Genomic DNA, 16,075 nt, shown 5'->3' on the forward strand with positions numbered 1-16,075 from the left:
CGTCTACAAACAGAAACGGCCCGGCATTGCACCGGGCCGTTTTTTTTGCGTCTCAGGCGATCAGGGCACCAGCACCGTGGCGCTGGCCAGGCAGGCTATGCCTTCCTCGCGCCCGGTAAAGCCAAGACGTTCGGAGGTCGTGGCCTTGACCGAGATCCGGTCGATATCAACCTTCAGCAGTTCGGCCAGACGGGCGCGCATCGCTTCCGAATGGGGGCCAATCTTGGGGCGTTCACAGATCAGGGTCACATCGGCATTGACCAGCATGCCGCCGCGCTGGCGGATGCGTTCGCCCGCATGGACCAGGAAGCGCGCGCTGTCCGCGTCCTTCCATTCATTCTGGCTGGGGGGGAAGTGGCGGCCGATGTCGCCTTCGGCCAGTGCGCCGTAAATGGCGTCGCACAGGGCGTGGATGCCCACATCCGCATCCGAGTGGCCTGCAAGGCCGCGCGTGTGCGGCACGTTGATGCCGCACATGATCAGGGGCCGGTTTTCGGCAAAGGCGTGTACGTCGTAGCCCGTCCCGGTGCGCGGCAGCAGGGTCGGGCCGATCAGGCGTTCCAGGCGCACCAGATCCTCCTTGTAGGTCAGTTTGATGTTGTCTTCCGAACCGGGAACGATGGCCACGTGGTGTCCCGCCTGTTCCAGCAGGGCAGCGTCATCGGTGGCGTCGGCGGCACTGGCCGCGCGGTGCAGGTCACGCAGCAGCGCGAAACGGAAACCCTGCGGCGTCTGGGCGCGGAACAGGTCGGTGCGGGGCACGGTATCGGTAATGATTCCGTCCTTCGCACGCTTGATGGTGTCGGCCACCGGCACGGCGGGGATTACGCCCGGGTGCTTTTCCAGTGCCGCGATCACGCCCTGCGTCACCTCGGCCGGGACGTAGGGGCGCGCGCCGTCATGGATCAGCACCAGTTCGGGACGCGCGTTTTCAGGCAGGCGGTCAAGGGCGTCCAGACCGGCGCTGACGCTGGCCTGTCGCGTGGCCCCGCCCGGAACAATCGGCAGGACCGTGCAGTCGGTGGGGGCGAACCCCTCCAGCGCACTGGCCAGCAGGGCGGGATCGCCCACGGGCTGGATCATGCCGACATGAGGAGCAAGGGCATCCGCCGCATGGCGGATGACGGGTCGCCCGCCGAGCGTGACATACTGCTTGGCGAGGGGTGTCGCGGTCTGGGCGCTGTACCGGCTGCCCTGACCCGCGGCGAGAAGGATGGCTGCAACACGCATGATGCGGAGCAATGCGGCCATGTGGCCCGCGCGTCAAGCACTGAGCGTGGACTGACTGCCCGCGCGGGTGCATTGGCCTGCACGAAAATGTTTCCCCAATGCACCGAACCTGATTGCACGGGGCGGCGGGAGAGGGTATTCTGCCTAAATCATAAGCATTATTGGTGGATATTGCAGCCGGCATGCCTTTCTGCCGCCATCGGGCGCGGCTGGGGTTTTCGGCGGGGAAGCGTGGTTCATGTCGTCTCAGCTACTGTCGCCCATTGATCTGGGGGGTGGGGTCGTCCTTCAGGCGCCCGTCATTCTGGCGCCCATGGCCGGGGTGACCGACCTGCCGTTCCGCAGGCTGGCGCGCAGGCTGGGGGCGGGGCTGGTCGTGTCCGAAATGATCGCGTCATGGGCCATGGTGCGGGAGAACGAGAACACACTGCGCATGGCTGAAGTTGCGGATGACGGCCCCAATTCCGTGCAGCTGGCGGGCTGCGACCCCGACGCCATGGGGCAGGCCGCGCGGATTGCGGTCGATCGCGGGGCGGACATCATCGACATCAATTTCGGCTGCCCGGTGAAAAAAGTGGCGGTGGGGCAACTGGCCGGCTCCGCGCTGATGCGCGACGAGGTACAGGCCGCCCGCCTGCTGGAAGGGGTGGTCCGCGCGGTGGATGTGCCCGTGACACTGAAGATGCGCATGGGCTGGGACCACAACAGCCTGAACGCCCCCAGACTTGCGCGGATTGCACAGGAATCGGGCATACGCATGGTGACGGTCCATGGCCGCACCCGGCAGCAGTTCTATAACGGCACGGCGGACTGGCATTTCGTCCGTAACGTGGTGGATGCGGTGGACCTGCCGGTTATCGTCAATGGCGACATCCTGACGGTGGAAGATGCCCGCGTGGCGCTGGAACGTTCTGGCGCGCGCGGCGTCATGATCGGGCGTGGCTGCTATGGCCGTCCATGGTTCCTGGCGCAGGTTGCGCGCGCGCTCATGCATGGCGAACACGTGCCCGAACCCGACCTTGCGGCGGAAAAAGCCATCGTGCTGGAACATTACGGCATGATGATCGACCATTTTGGCGCCCATCCTGGCCTGCGCCTCGCGCGCAAGCATGTGTCGTGGTACTCGGCGGGCCTGCCGGATTCCGCGGGTTTCCGCGCAGCAGTCAACCGGGTCGATACGGTGGATGCGGCCATTGGCATGATCCATGAATTCTATGATCGCCAGATCGAAGCGGGCAATGTGCGCGGGCCGCGCCCGTCCACCGTAGGGGCGGAAAGGGCCGCGGCACAGGCGGCATGAGGATGGGTCCGCTTTCCCCTGTTTCCCATGTGCCGTGCGCGCCCGATAACGTGATGGGCAACGGGCGCGTGATCCTCGACTCGCTGGCGCTGCCGGTCATGGTTGTGCGGGCGGATAACGCCATCGGGTATGTAAACAGCGCGGCGGAACCGTTTTTCGGCATGTCGCGCGCGCATCTGGTTCAGATGCGGCTGACCGATATCCTGCCCGGTGACAGTCCGCTGTTTCTGCTGATGGAACAGGTCCGCGCGCAGGACCATACGGTGGTTGAACACGAAGTCACGCTGGAAAGCCCCCGCCTGCGCCATGACGGGGTGACGGTGCAGGGCGCGCCGGTCATGGAAGAACCCGGTTCGGTCGTGCTGACCTTCCATGATTTTTCAGCCGTGCGCGTGCTGGACCGGCAGCTGACCTTCCGCTCCGCCGCCCGCAGTGTCGCGGGTATGGCGGCCATCCTGGCCCATGAGGTCAAAAACCCGCTATCGGGTATCCGGGGGGCGGCCCAGCTGCTGGAAACATCGGTGGGCGAATCCGATCGTGAGCTTGCGGTCCTGATCCAGGACGAGGTCAACCGCATCCGTGACCTTGTGGACCGGATGGACATGTTCAGCGACCGGCCGATCGACCGTCGACCCGTGAACATCCACCGCGTGCTGGAACATGTGCGCAGGCTGGCGCAGCAGGGCTTTGCCGCCGATATCCGCTTTCACGAGGTGTATGACCCTTCGCTGCCGCCGGTATGGGGCAACCGTGACCAGCTGGTGCAGGTGCTGCTTAACCTGGTCAAGAACGCGGCCGAAGCCCTGCATGCAAATCCCGATGACGCGGCCCCGCCCGAAATCACCCTGACCACCAGCTACCGTCCCGGCATATGGGTTTCCACCGGGGCGGGCAGCCAGCGCGTGCAGCTGCCGCTGCTGGTGTCGGTGCGCGATAACGGTCCAGGCATTCCCGAAAACATCCGCCCGCACCTGTTCGAACCCTTCCTGACAACCAAGACCACGGGCAGCGGGCTGGGGCTGGCGCTGGCTGGCAAGATCGTGGGCGACCATGGTGGCGTGATCGAGGTGGAAAGCCAGCCCGGCCGCACCGAGGTCCTGCTGCACCTGCCTGTCGTGACCGAGGGCCGGGACACACCATGATGTTCCCCCCACTGGACCTGAGAGATTTATAGCGTATGTCGCTGCCGACCATTCTTGTTGCTGATGATGACCGCTCCATTCGTACGGTGCTGAGCCAGGCGCTGGGGCGTGGGGGCTATCAGGTCCGCACCACCGCCCAGGCGTCCACCCTGTGGCAGTGGGTGGAGGAAGGCGAGGGCGACCTCGTCATCACCGATGTTGTCATGCCCGATGAAAACGGGCTGGACCTGATCCCGCGCATCCGCCGCATCCGCCCCGACCTGCGCGTTGTGGTCATGAGTGCGCAGTCCACGTTGATGACGGCGGTCAAGGCGACCCAGCGCGGCGCGTTCGAATATCTGCCCAAGCCCTTTGACCTCAAGGAAGTGCTGGCGGTGGTCGCCCGCGCGCTGGCCACTCCCGCCACCCCCGTGCAGCCGCTGGCCCCGCCGCAGCCGGATGAACAGATGTCGCTGATCGGGCGGTCGGTGGTGATGCAGGACATCTACCGCATCATTGCCCGCCTTACGACATCGGACCTGACGGTGATGATCAACGGTGAAAGCGGCACAGGCAAGGAACTGGTGGCCCGCGCCCTGCATGATTACGGGCGCAGGCGTACCGGACCGTTTGTCGCCATCAACATGGCCGCCATCCCGCGCAACCTGATCGAAAGCGAACTGTTCGGGCACGAACGCGGCGCCTTTACCGGGGCGACCAGCCGGGTTGCCGGGCGGTTTGAACAGGCGGCGGGAGGCACGCTGTTCCTTGATGAAATCGGGGATATGCCGCCTGAAGCCCAGACCCGCCTCCTGCGCGTATTGCAGGATGGGGAGTTCACGACCGTGGGCGGCACCACGCCCATCCGCGCCAATGTGCGCATCATAGCGGCCACCCACCGTGACCTGCGGCAGGCGATCCGGGCCGGTACCTTCCGCGAGGACCTGTACTATCGCCTGAACGTGGTGCCCATGCGTCTGCCGCCCCTGCGTGAACGGGTGGAGGACATTCCCCTGCTGGCGCGGCATTTCCTGAATGAAAACGTCGAAGGTGCCGGCAGTGTGCGCGTACTGGATGACGAGGCGATGGCACAGCTGCAGGCCTATCGCTGGCCAGGCAATGTGCGTGAGCTTGAAAACCTCATGCGGCGCATCACGGCACTCCATCCACAGGAAAGCATAGGCGCTGACATCATCGCAGCCGAACTGGCCGAGGCCAGCAATACGGCAGCACCAGGGGAAAGCGCGGGCGGCGGCACTGCCGAGACACTGGCCGAGGCGGTGGAACGGCACCTGCGCCGCTTTCTGGCATCCGGGCAGGACGGGATGCCGCTGAGCGATATTTACGACAAGGTCATTGCCGAGGTCGAACGCCCGCTGATTACCATGACGCTGGCAGCCACGCGGGGGAACCAGATCCGGGCCGCGGCCATGCTGGGGCTGAACCGCAATACGCTGCGCAAGAAAATCAGGGACCTGGATATTCCGGTCGTGCGCGGCGGCGCGTGAGCATGAACGCGACACAACGCCCCGGCATGGCCTACCGGCTGGCCCGACGGGGGCTGGACATGCTGGTGCGGCGCAACGTGGCGCTGGTGCTGGTGCTGCTGGCGCTGGTGCTGGGGGTCGCGACCTTCGTGGTGCTGTCGGGTGGCAAGTCGCTGGCCCATCACCCGCAGATCCAGGCGCTGGTCTTTATCCTGAACTTTCTCGTGCTGCTGCTGCTGGCGACCTCGCTTACGGAAAAGGTCGGGCGTGTGCTGGCCGAACGCCGCAGCGGGCTGGCAGGCGCACGGCTGCATGTGCGGCTGGTCACGCTGTTTGGCATTGTCGCGGTGGCGCCGACCATCGTGGTGGGCACGTTCGCCGCCGTGTTCTTTCACTACGGCATCCAGATCTGGTTCAGTGACCGGGTGAATACCGCCCTGAACGAGGCGCTGGAGACATCACGCGGCTACCTGCAGGAACATAACGCCAATATCCGCACCGAGGCGTTCTCGCTGGCCAACTACCTTGTCAGCGCGCAGAACGGGCTGTCCGGGTCGGGGGGCGACCTTTTGCATGATCCCGACGCGCTGGCGCAGGTGCTGGATTCGCAGGCCACGTTGCGCGGTCTGGACGTGGCGGTGGTGTATGACCCGTTCACCAATACCGTCGTGGCGTCAGGCGGCCTGATGGGGCGGGCGGCCAACCTGAAGGACCTGCCGCCACCCGCCGCAACGCTCATGGCGCGGACGAACGAAATCGCGATCCTTGATTCGCCCGATGAAAAGACCGTCCGTGCGGTCGTGACCCTGGGGGATACGCCGCCGCTCATGCTCATGATCGCACGGCCGGTGGACCCCGATATCCTTGAACACATGCACCGCACCGAACAGGTGGTGGCCGATTACAAGCGCCTGAACGGCAACCGGGCCAAGATCCAGTTCACCTTCGTGCTGATCTTCGCCCTTGTGGCCGTGCTGGTGCTGGGGGCGGCGATCCTGATCGGTCTCATGCTGGCCAACCAGATCGTGCGTCCGCTGGGGCTGCTGATCCTGGCGTCCGAACGCGTCAGCAAGGGCAATCTGGACAGCAACGTGCCCGAGGGCGAGCGCGATGACGAGGTCTCCAGCCTGTCACGCGCCTTCAACCGCATGACAACGCAGCTTGCGACCCAGCGCGCGGAACTGGTCAACGCCACCAACCAGATCAATGAACGCCGCAGGTTTACCGAAGCCGTGCTGTCGGGGGTTTCGGCGGGCGTCATCGGGCTGGATTCGCACGGCATGATCGAACTGCCCAACCGTGCCGCCAGCGTCCTGCTGCAGCGTGACATGGCGGCCAGTGTCGGGCGTCCGCTGACCGAAGTGGTGCCGGAACTCGGTACCATGCTGGAACGCATCGCCCAGCAGGGTGGACGTGAACTGACGGGCGAGGTGCAGGTGCTGGCCGGTGGGCGCGCCTGTACCCTGCTGGTGCGAATCGGCGCGGAAATGCAGAGCACGGTGACCGGTGATTTCGCGGATGGCTATGTCGTCACCTTTGACGACATAACTGCCCTGCAGGTTGCGCAGCGCAAGGCGGCGTGGGCCGATGTCGCCCGCCGCATCGCGCATGAAATCAAGAACCCGCTTACCCCCATCCAGCTTGCCGCCGAACGGCTCAAGCGCCGCTTCCTGCGCGAGATATCATCCGACCCCGACACATTTGCCCAGTGTGTGGATACCATCATCCGCCATGTGGGGGATATCGGGCGCATGGTGGATGAATTTTCCGCCTTTGCCCGTATGCCGCAGCCGGTCATGCGCATGGAGGACCTGTCGCGTATCGTGCGCGAGGCGCTGATCCTGCAGCGCAACGCGCACCCGGAAATCCTGTATGAGGTCCACCTGCCCGACCGTGGCCCGCTGGTCCGGTGCGACCGCAGGCTGGTGGGGCAGGCGCTGACCAACCTTTTACAGAACGCGGCGGACGCCATTGCCATGCGTCCGGAAGTCGGGGCGGCTGGCGGGGATGGCGTGATCGGCACGATCCGTATTACATTGAAGCAGGATGATCCGAACGTCATCCTGAGCGTTGAGGATGATGGAATCGGGTTGCCGGTCGAGGACCGCGCCCGGTTGACCGAGCCATATGTGACCCACAAGCCCAAGGGAACCGGACTTGGCCTTGCGATCGTCAAGAAGATTCTTGAGGATCATGGCGGTAGCATCGGGCTTGCGGATCGCGCCGGGAGCAGGGGAGCTGTGTCGACATTGATTTTGCCGATAAAGGACGACCATGGGGCATGAAATCCTGATCGTCGATGACGAGCCGGATATACGGCTCCTTATCGAGGGTATTCTGGCTGATGAGGGATACGAGACGCGGCTGGCGGCGGATTCCGATTCCGCCATTGCGGCCTTCCGGGAACGTCGGCCCTCGCTGGTGGTGCTGGATGTATGGCTGCAGGGTTCACGGCTGGATGGTCTGGGAATCCTGAATGTCCTCCATAAGGAGGAGCCGTCCATCCCGGTCATCATGATCTCGGGACATGGCACGATCGAAACCGCTGTCGCCGCCCTGCAGCACGGTGCGTATGACTTTATCGAAAAACCCTTCCAGGCCGACCGTCTGCTGGTCGTGGTGCGCCGCGCGCTGGAGGCATCCCGCCTTGCACGCGAAAATGCCGAACTGCGCCTGCGCGCAGGTTCAGGCACGGTGCTGGAGGGACGAAGTGCGGCCATTACCGCCGTGCGCAACCAGATCGACCGTGTGGCCCCCACCGGGTCGCGCGTGCTGATTTCAGGTGCTGCGGGTACGGGCAAGGAAGTGGCGGCGCGGATGATCCATGCCAGTTCCCGCCGGGCGGAAGGGCCGTTCATCGCGCTCAACTGCGCCACCCTTGCCCCCGGTCGGTTCGAGGAGGAACTGTTCGGCATCGAAGGCGGGGATGACGGCACGGGCCGCCGTACCGGGGTGCTGGAACGTGCGCATGGCGGCACGCTGGTTCTGGACGAAGTCTCCGACATGCCGCTGGAAACGCAGGGCAAGATCGTGCGTGCGCTGCAGGACCAGACCTTCGAACGCCTTGGTGGCGCGCGGCGGGTCAAGGTGGATGTGCGCGTGCTGGCCACCACCAACCGCGACCTGCAGTCCGAAATCGCGATGGGGCGCTTCCGGGAGGATCTGTACTACCGCCTTGCGGTCGTGCCGCTGCGCATTCCCAGCCTGCGTGAACGGCGCGAGGACATACCCGAACTGGCCCGCATGTTCCTTGACCGTGCGGCCGAAAATGCCGGCCTGCCGCTGCGTGAACTGTCAGGTGATGCGATTGCGGCGTTACAGAGCTATGAATGGCCGGGCAATGTGCGTGAACTGCGCAACCTCATGGAACGCCTGCTGATCATGATGCCGGGTAACAGTTCGGATCCGATCCGCGCCGACATGCTGCCTTCCACCGTGGGGGATGGGGCGCCCGCGCTGCTCAAGTTCGATTCTGACGAGGATGTGATGAGCCTGCCGCTGCGTGAGGCCCGTGATCTGTTCGAGACCCAGTACCTGCAGGCGCAGCTGCTGCGTTTCGGGGGGAACATCAGTCGTACTGCGGGCTTTGTGGGGATGGAGCGCAGTGCCCTGCATCGAAAGCTGAAGCAGCTTGGTGTCACGTCCGAGGATCGTAACACCGGATGAGCTTTTGCCCACGCAGCCCATGACTGCTAGACAACGAACTGTGATACGGACGGTGGCAACGCCGTAGCATGACACGCGACTGTGCCGTGTGATTCCGCCCAACAAGCAACAAGTAAGGCCCTGCCGTGGCAAAAGAACCTTCACAGAATGTCCAGGACGTGTTCCTCAACCACGTTCGCCGGTCGAAAACGCCGGTTACCATTTTCCTGGTCAATGGCGTCAAGCTTCAGGGAATCATCACCTGGTTTGACAACTTCTCCGTCCTGCTGCGCCGTGACGGGCACACGCAGCTTGTCTACAAGCACGCGATCAGCACGGTCATGCCGGCCACCCCGGTCAGCCTGTTCGAACCGCCAGCCGAGGATGGCACAGAGGAGCGTGCAGCCACGGATGGCAGCCCGTCGTGACGGTGGCGCAGCCACCGTCCGCCACGCGCGCTGCCGTCATCCTGCCATGGGAGCGCCCCGACCGGCACGATGATGCCCGCGCGGCCGAAGCCCGTCTGGAAGAAGCGGTAGGCCTTGCCGCGTCCATCGGTCTGGTGGTCGTGTGCCAGGCGGTGCTGCTGCTGCGTGCGCGCAGGCCGGCGACCCTGCTGGGTGGCGGACAGGTGGATTCGCTCAAGGAAACGGTCAAGGCGGACAACATCACTGTTGTCATCATCGATTCCCGCCTGACCCCGGTGCAGCAGCGTAACCTCGAACGCGCGCTGGGCTGCAAGGTGATCGACCGGACCGCGCTGATCCTTGATATTTTTGGCGAACGCGCGGCCACGCGTGAGGGCACGCTGCAGGTTGAACTGGCCCATCTGGAATACCAGCGCAGCCGTCTTGTGCGCACATGGACCCACCTTGAACGCCAGAGAGGTGGCTTCGGCTTCCTTGGCGGTCCCGGCGAAACCCAGATCGAGGCCGACCGCCGGATGATCGGTGACCGGATCGTGCGGCTGAAGCGCGAACTGGAACAGGTCCGGCGCACCCGTGGCCTGCACCGTCAGGCGCGCCGTCGTGTGCCGTTTCCCATCGTGGCGCTGGTTGGCTACACCAATGCAGGCAAATCCACCCTGTTCAATGCACTGACCGGGGCCAGTGTGTATGCGCAGGACCAGTTGTTCGCCACACTTGACCCCACCATGCGCGGCATCCAGCTGCCATCGGGGCGGCGGGTGATCCTGTCCGATACGGTGGGGTTCATCAGCGACTTGCCGACCGAACTGATCGCGGCCTTCCGCGCGACGCTGGAAGAAGTGGCGGAAGCCGACATCATCCTGCACGTGCGCGATGTCTCGCATCCCGACAGCGCATCGCAGCGCAGTGACGTGATCGAGGTGCTGGAAGGCATGGCCCGCAATGGCACCATCGAACAGGACTGGCAGTCCCGTGTGATCGAGGTGCTGAACAAGGCCGATCTGGTGGGGGGGCGTGACGCGGTGGGCGCACGGCCGGGCAATGTGGTCATTTCCGCCATTACAGGAGACGGCCTGCCTGACCTGCTGGCTGCGATCGACGAACGCATGACGCGGGCGATGGAAGTCGTCGCCTACCGAGTGCCGCTGGTCGAAGGGGCGGCGATGGCCTGGCTGTATGAACATGGCGAGGTCACGCAGCGTGAGGACGGGGAGGACGGCGTGGAAATGACCGTGCGCCTGTCGCCTGCCAACCGCGCGCGGTTCGAGATGCAGTTTGGTCGTATTGTGACCTGCCTGCTTGATTAGGCCTGTATGCTGACTGTCCTGTGACCGCAGGCGGGGTGGAAAATATGTCTTCACCGGCGCATGGATGGGCAGCAGTGAAGGACGGACACGCGTAGCGGAGGGCGGCAATGACGGCACGGATCACACTGGTGGACATGCACAATGTGGTGGACATGATGCGGGGTGCGGCATCGCGCCACGTCATGCCGTCCTTCCGCTGCCTTGACCGTGCTGACATCCGTGCCAAGAGCGGGCCGCTGGATATCGTGACCGTGGCCGATGAGGCGACCGAACGTGACCTGACCGCCGCCCTGCGGGCCGCATGGCCCGATGCCCATGTATTGGGGGAGGAAGCGGTCGCGGCCGATCCCACCCTGCTGGACGGTCTGGCGGCAGCGGACCTTGCCTTCGTGATCGACCCGATTGATGGCACCGCCAATTACGCGGCAGGCGTGCCGCTGTTTGGCGTCATGGTATCCGCCGTGTCGCGGGGGGATGTGATTGGCGGGGCCATTGTCGATCCCGTATGTGACATCGCTGTTCTGGCCGCGCGTGGTCAGGGGGCATGGCTGCATGACGGCAAGGGCACCAAACGCAGGCTGCATGTGGCAGCCCCCGTGCCCGCGCGGGATATGTCGGGCAATGCGTCATGGCGTTATCTGCCCGCACCCGTGCGTGACGTGGTGACGCATAATCTGCCGAAAGTTGCCGGATCATGGGATTTCCGGTGTGCCGCCCATGAATACCTGATGCTGGTTGATGGGCGGTGTCACTTCCTGCTGTTCAACCGCACGCTGCCATGGGACCATCTGGCGGGGTGGCTGATCCATGCGGAAGCAGGCGGCTACAGCGCGCATTTTGACGGCTCGCCTTACCGTGTCACGGACCGCAGTGGTGGTCTGCTGTATGCGCCGGACAGGGCAAGCTGGCAGGCGCTGCGTGATCTGCTGCTGACTCCCGCTGCATGAATCGGAAAAGTAAAAGTTTTCGGGTGCGGTCTTTTTTTAAAAGGCGGCGTTTCCTGAAGCTTTTTGAAAAAGCTTCACCAGAAACCTTTGGTGGCTTGCGCCGGTTCAGTCCTGTGGCTGTGCTGCGCGTTCACGGCGTTTGACGGCCTGCCAGCCTTCTTCCATGGTTTTGACATCAACGTCCGTCAGTGCAAGGCCACGGGCGGCGAGGTCGTGCTCGACAGCGGTAAAGCGGCGGGTGAACTTGGCATTGGCCTGACGCAGGCAGGCTTCGGGGTCCATGTCCAGCTTGCGTGCCAGTGTTGCCAGCGTGAACAGCACATCGCCCAGTTCATCAAATATTTTTGCCCGGTCGCCGCTTTCCAGTTCGATCTTCAGTTCGTCCAGTTCCTCATCCACCTTCGCCGCGACCTCGCCCACCGTATCCCAGTCGAAACCGGTGCGGGCCGCGCGCGCGGACAGCTTGCGCGCGCGCAGCAGGGCGGGCAGGCCCACCGGCACGTCATCCAGCGTGCCACCCCGGTTGCGCGCCATCCGTTCCTGCGCCTTGCCCGTTTCCCACTGGCCCGCTTCCGCCGGGGCGTCGCCAAAGACATGGGGGTGGCGGCGGACCATCTTGTCGCCAATCATGCGCGCTACGGTAGCGAAGTCGAACATGCCTTTTTCATCGGCCATCTGCGCGTGATAGACGACCTGCAGCAGAAGATCGCCGAGTTCGTCAGGCAGGCCGTCCCAGTCTTCACGTGCGATGGTATCCGCGACTTCATACGCCTCTTCAATACTGTAGGGCGCGATGGAGGCGAAATCCTGTTCCCGGTCCCACGGGCAGCCGGTCTGCGGGTCACGCAGGCGGGCCATGATGTCCAGCAGGCGGACAAGGGCGGAAGAAGCATCGTGCATGGGTGGGAAGTCCTGCCTGTTTGTATTGCGGTCGGGCACAGGTTTTGTATAGATCGCGCATCCCGAGGCGGGAAGTTTTTATCAGGACATACCGAACATGAGCAGCAACGGACAGGCAACGGTCTTTATCGATGGCGAAGCGGGCACGACGGGACTGGGCATCCGCCATCGCCTGCGCCACCTGCCCGTCACGGTGCGTTCCATCGATCCCGCCCGCCGCAAGGACCCCGATGCCCGGCGGGAGATGATGGCGGCGGTCGATGTCGTCATCCTGTGCCTGCCTGATGCGGCGGCGAAGGAAGCCGTGGCCATGGCCGACGCCATGGGCAGCGACGCGCCACGCATACTGGATGCCAGCACCGTGTTCCGCGCCGACCCGACATGGGTTTACGGCTTTCCCGAAATGGATGCGACACAGCCTGCCGCCATCCGGGCCGCCGCCCGTGTTTCCAACCCCGGCTGTTATCCCACCGGGCTTATCGGCCTGCTGCGTCCGCTGGTCAGGGCGGGGCTGGTGCCGGCCGATTACCCTGTGTGCGTGAATGCCGTCAGTGGCTATAGCGGTGGCGGCCGCGGCATGATCGAGGCGCATGAGCGTGACGGCGGCCCGGCGTTTGAACTGTACGGGCTGGGTCTTGGCCACAAGCATATGCCGGAAATGCGGCTATATGCCGGTCTGGCGCAGCAGCCGGTCTTTGTCCCGTCGGTCGGGCATTTTCCGCAGGGGATGATCGTATCCGTACCGCTGCATCTGGACCGCCTGCCCGGCAGGGTCATGATTGCGGACCTGCATGCGGCGCTGGTCGCGCATTACAGGGGTTCGGACCGCATCACCGTGGCTGATCCGTGCGCCAGACTGGTGGCGGATACGCTGGCGGGTACTGACCGGATGGAACTGCGCGTGCATGGCGATGACGCACTGCGGCAGGCCGTGCTGACCGCGCGGCTGGACAATCTGGGCAAGGGCGCATCGGGCGCCGCACTGCAGAATGTGGCGCTGATGCTTGGGCTGGAACCGCCGCCGCCCGTGTGATATAGCGGGTCCGCAAGACGTCCCTGGACTGATTGCCGTGGTATTCCGTCCCACACAGGGCGGGCTGCCTGTATGCGAGAGTGACGGAACGGTAGACGTAGTCGACTCAAAATCGACCGCCGAAAGGCATGGGGGTTCGAATCCCCCCTCTCGCACCAGTCTGGCGCACCGCCCCGGTGTTGCTGTCCCTTTGCCCGTGCCGCGAACAGGACGATGTCTCCCTTGCCTGAAGCCCTTACTGCAAAGCCGTCCGTACGGCCTGCCAATCCGTGCTTTTCTTCCGGTCCCTGCGCCAAGCGCCCGGGCTGGTCGCTCCATGCCCTGTCGGATGCGCTGGTGGGGCGTTCGCATCGTTCGACCGAAGGGCGCGCACGGCTGAACGAGGTCATTACCCGCTCCAAAGCCATCCTTGGCATGCCGGATGACTGGGTGCTGGGCATCGTGCCCGCGTCCGATACGGGTGCTGTTGAAATGGTGCTGTGGTCCATCCTTGGCACCCGCCCGGTGGACGTGCTGGCATTCGAAAGCTTTTCCGCCACATGGGCCAACGACATCATAGCCCAGCTGAAACTGCCCGATGCCCGCGTGCTGAAGGCCGATTACGGTGAAATTCCCGACCTGTCGCAGGTGGACTGGGCACGCGACGTGGTGCTGACATGGAACGGCACGACATCGGGTGCGCGCCTGCCATATGACGCCACCATTCCCATGCTGCGCGACGGGCTGGTGATATGTGACGCGACATCCGCCGCCTTTGCCATGGACCTGCCGTGGGAGAAGCTGGATGTGGTCACATGGTCATGGCAGAAAGTACTGGGTGGTGAAGCGGCCCACGGCATGCTGGCCCTGTCGCCGCGTGCGGTGGAACGGCTGGTGTCCACGCCTGCTCCCCGCGCATTGCCCAAGATTTTCCGCCTGACCAACAGCAAGGGCCTGATTGACGGTATCTTCCGTGGCGACACGATCAACACGCCGTCCATGCTGTGCGTGGAAGATGCGCTGGATGGCCTGAAATGGGCAGAAAGCGTCGGTGGCCTGAAAGGGCTTGTCGCGCGCAGCGAAGCCAACCTTGCCGTCATTGCCGAGTGGGAAGCACGGTCCGAGTGGGCGCGGTTTCTTGCCCCCGACCCTGCGCATCGTTCCAGCACGGCCATCTGCCTGCGTATTGTCGCCCCGTGGTTTACTGCTCTGGACCACGCGGGCCAGACGGCGGCGGCCAAGAAGATCGTATCCCTGCTGGGCAAGGAAAGGGTGGCGATGGACGTGGGCAGCTACCGCGACGCGCCGCCGGGCCTGCGGCTGTGGGGTGGGGCCACGGTTGAATCCGCTGACCTGCGCGCGGTTCTGCCGTGGCTGGACTGGGCTTATGAGCAGGTGCGCGCCCAGCACGTCTGATCTTTCCGCTTTCCATGTCTGATCCATCATGCCCCGGCTGTCACTGCGGGCATGATGCAGCACGATAGGCCCCCGATATGACTGATGATCCGCCGTTCAACCCCGCGCTGCTGCCCGCAGGCTTCGTGGACAGGCTCCCCCCCGAGGCCGAGGCCGAGGCGGCGGGGGTTGAGACGCTGATGCGCGTTTTCGCGGCCCATGGGTATGATCGCGTAACGCCACCGCTGCTGGAATTCGAGGAAACGCTGCTATCGGGTTCGGGTGCTGCCGTGGCGGAACAGACCTTTCGCCTGATGGATCCTGACACGCGGCGCATGATGGCGCTGCGTCCCGACATGACGCCCCAGATCGCGCGCATTGCCGCAACACGGCTGCCCGATGTGCCGCGTCCCCTGCGTCTGGCCTATGCCGGGCCGTGTATCCTCATGGACAGTAACCGGGGCGATGGCGAACGCCAGATCTCGCAGGCCGGGGTGGAACTGATTGGTCCTGACCAGCCGGAAGCAGATGCGGAAATCGTGGCGCTTGCAGCCGAATGTCTTGCCACGTTGCGGGTGCAGGGCGTGTCCTTTGACCTGACCATGCCCGCGCTGACCACTGCGCTGGTGGATGCCGGGGGCTTTGATGCGCATGTGCGCGGGATGCTGATGCGCGCGCTGGATCGCAAGGATGCTGCCGCCGTGGAACGTCATGGCGGCGATCTGGCCCCGGTGCTGATCCGCCTGCTGCATGCGGCCGGTCCGGCCCATGGGGCGCTTGCGGAACTGGCGGCGGTGGATCTGCCGCCCGCAGTACGCGTTCACAGCGCCCGGCTGGCGGCCACGGTCGCCGCGATCGAGGCGCGTGTACCGGGCATCCGCCTGACAGTGGACCCGGTGGAATTCCGTGGCTGGCAGTACCATACCGGCGTATGCGTCAGCGTATATGCCGCAGGCCAGCGCGAAGAACTGGGTCGGGGCGGCCGTTACCTGTCCAATAATGATGAACCGGCCTGCGGGTTGACCCTGCGGCCAGACATTATCCTGCGCGCGGCCCCGCCGCTGCCATGCCGGACACGTGTGTTCCTGCCGTGGGGGACAGTGCCAGAGGTGGGCGCCAGCCTGCGTGCGGGGGGCTATGCCACCGTCAGCGCGCTGGGCGATGAAGGTGATGCGCGGGCCGAGGCGCAACGCCTGTCCTGCGCGCTGGTGGTGGTTGATGGTCAGCCCATGCCGGTGGATGGCATCTGAAGTTTTTGTTAGTCGTTTAAAATAACAGGGTTTTTTCCGGCTGGTTGCCTGTG

Annotated in this window: 13 protein-coding genes and 1 tRNA gene; 12 read left to right on the forward strand and 2 right to left on the reverse strand. The window is 64.6% G+C overall.

Going from position 1 to position 16,075, the window contains the following annotated elements:
• Positions 1–60 precede the first annotated feature (60 nt).
• Positions 61–1,230 carry a 2-C-methyl-D-erythritol 2,4-cyclodiphosphate synthase gene (gene ispF / locus MSKU9_RS14495; protein WP_141262213.1) on the reverse strand — a complete coding sequence of 390 codons (1,170 nt, stop codon included), beginning with the start codon at positions 1,228–1,230 and terminating at the stop codon, positions 61–63.
• A gap of 238 nt (positions 1,231–1,468) precedes the next feature.
• Here ispF and dusB point away from each other — a divergent pair, with 238 nt between their 5' ends.
• The 8 genes from dusB to MSKU9_RS14535 all read left to right on the forward strand — a co-directional run bounded on the left by dusB (position 1,469) and on the right by MSKU9_RS14535 (position 11,465).
• Positions 1,469–2,530 carry a tRNA dihydrouridine synthase DusB gene (dusB, locus tag MSKU9_RS14500; protein WP_141262092.1) on the forward strand — a complete coding sequence of 354 codons (1,062 nt, stop codon included), beginning with the start codon at positions 1,469–1,471 and terminating at the stop codon, positions 2,528–2,530.
• A 2-nt stretch (positions 2,531–2,532) separates the two neighbouring features.
• On the forward strand, positions 2,533–3,672 hold the full coding sequence (locus MSKU9_RS14505; RefSeq protein ID WP_141262093.1) for a two-component system sensor histidine kinase NtrB: 1,140 nt from the start codon (positions 2,533–2,535) through the stop codon (positions 3,670–3,672).
• Positions 3,673–3,707: 35 nt separating this feature from the next.
• Positions 3,708–5,159: a nitrogen regulation protein NR(I) gene (ntrC, locus tag MSKU9_RS14510; RefSeq protein WP_141262094.1), complete on the forward strand. Its 1,452-nt coding sequence runs from the start codon at positions 3,708–3,710 to the stop codon at positions 5,157–5,159.
• Between the two features lie 2 nt (positions 5,160–5,161).
• The gene (locus MSKU9_RS14515; RefSeq protein ID WP_370685936.1) at positions 5,162–7,423 is read left to right on the forward strand and encodes a sensor histidine kinase NtrY-like; all 2,262 of its coding nucleotides are present in this window, start codon (positions 5,162–5,164) and stop codon (positions 7,421–7,423) included.
• Positions 7,413–8,804: a nitrogen assimilation response regulator NtrX gene (gene ntrX / locus MSKU9_RS14520; protein ID WP_141262096.1), complete on the forward strand. Its 1,392-nt coding sequence runs from the start codon at positions 7,413–7,415 to the stop codon at positions 8,802–8,804. The genes MSKU9_RS14515 and ntrX overlap by 11 nt, the downstream gene beginning before the upstream one ends.
• 125 nt (positions 8,805–8,929) lie before the next feature.
• Positions 8,930–9,211, forward strand: a complete 282-nt coding sequence (gene hfq, locus MSKU9_RS14525; RefSeq protein ID WP_141262097.1) for an RNA chaperone Hfq — start codon at positions 8,930–8,932, stop codon at positions 9,209–9,211.
• Positions 9,208–10,518 carry a GTPase HflX gene (gene hflX, locus MSKU9_RS14530; RefSeq protein WP_141262098.1) on the forward strand — a complete coding sequence of 437 codons (1,311 nt, stop codon included), beginning with the start codon at positions 9,208–9,210 and terminating at the stop codon, positions 10,516–10,518. The genes hfq and hflX overlap by 4 nt, the downstream gene beginning before the upstream one ends.
• A gap of 107 nt (positions 10,519–10,625) precedes the next feature.
• On the forward strand, positions 10,626–11,465 hold the full coding sequence (locus MSKU9_RS14535) for an inositol monophosphatase family protein (protein ID WP_141262099.1): 840 nt from the start codon (positions 10,626–10,628) through the stop codon (positions 11,463–11,465).
• A 105-nt stretch (positions 11,466–11,570) separates the two neighbouring features.
• Here MSKU9_RS14535 and mazG read toward each other — a convergent pair whose 3' ends face one another.
• On the reverse strand, positions 11,571–12,365 hold the full coding sequence (gene mazG, locus MSKU9_RS14540; protein WP_141262100.1) for a nucleoside triphosphate pyrophosphohydrolase: 795 nt from the start codon (positions 12,363–12,365) through the stop codon (positions 11,571–11,573).
• Between the two features lie 97 nt (positions 12,366–12,462).
• Between mazG and argC the strand changes: the two genes are divergently transcribed.
• The 4 genes from argC to MSKU9_RS14560 all read left to right on the forward strand — a co-directional run bounded on the left by argC (position 12,463) and on the right by MSKU9_RS14560 (position 16,022).
• The gene (gene argC / locus MSKU9_RS14545) at positions 12,463–13,398 is read left to right on the forward strand and encodes an N-acetyl-gamma-glutamyl-phosphate reductase (RefSeq protein WP_141262101.1); all 936 of its coding nucleotides are present in this window, start codon (positions 12,463–12,465) and stop codon (positions 13,396–13,398) included.
• A 74-nt stretch (positions 13,399–13,472) separates the two neighbouring features.
• A tRNA-Leu gene (locus tag MSKU9_RS14550) sits at positions 13,473–13,556 on the forward strand.
• Between the two features lie 55 nt (positions 13,557–13,611).
• Positions 13,612–14,793 carry a phosphoserine transaminase gene (locus tag MSKU9_RS14555; RefSeq protein WP_162853827.1) on the forward strand — a complete coding sequence of 394 codons (1,182 nt, stop codon included), beginning with the start codon at positions 13,612–13,614 and terminating at the stop codon, positions 14,791–14,793.
• 77 nt (positions 14,794–14,870) lie between these two features.
• Entirely contained in the window at positions 14,871–16,022 is a 1,152-nt protein-coding gene (locus tag MSKU9_RS14560; protein ID WP_141262103.1) for an ATP phosphoribosyltransferase regulatory subunit, read from the forward strand.
• The last annotated feature ends 53 nt before the right edge of the window (positions 16,023–16,075 follow it).

The sequence above is a fragment of the Komagataeibacter diospyri genome, from assembly GCF_006538165.1.
GTDB lineage: Bacteria > Pseudomonadota > Alphaproteobacteria > Acetobacterales > Acetobacteraceae > Komagataeibacter > Komagataeibacter diospyri.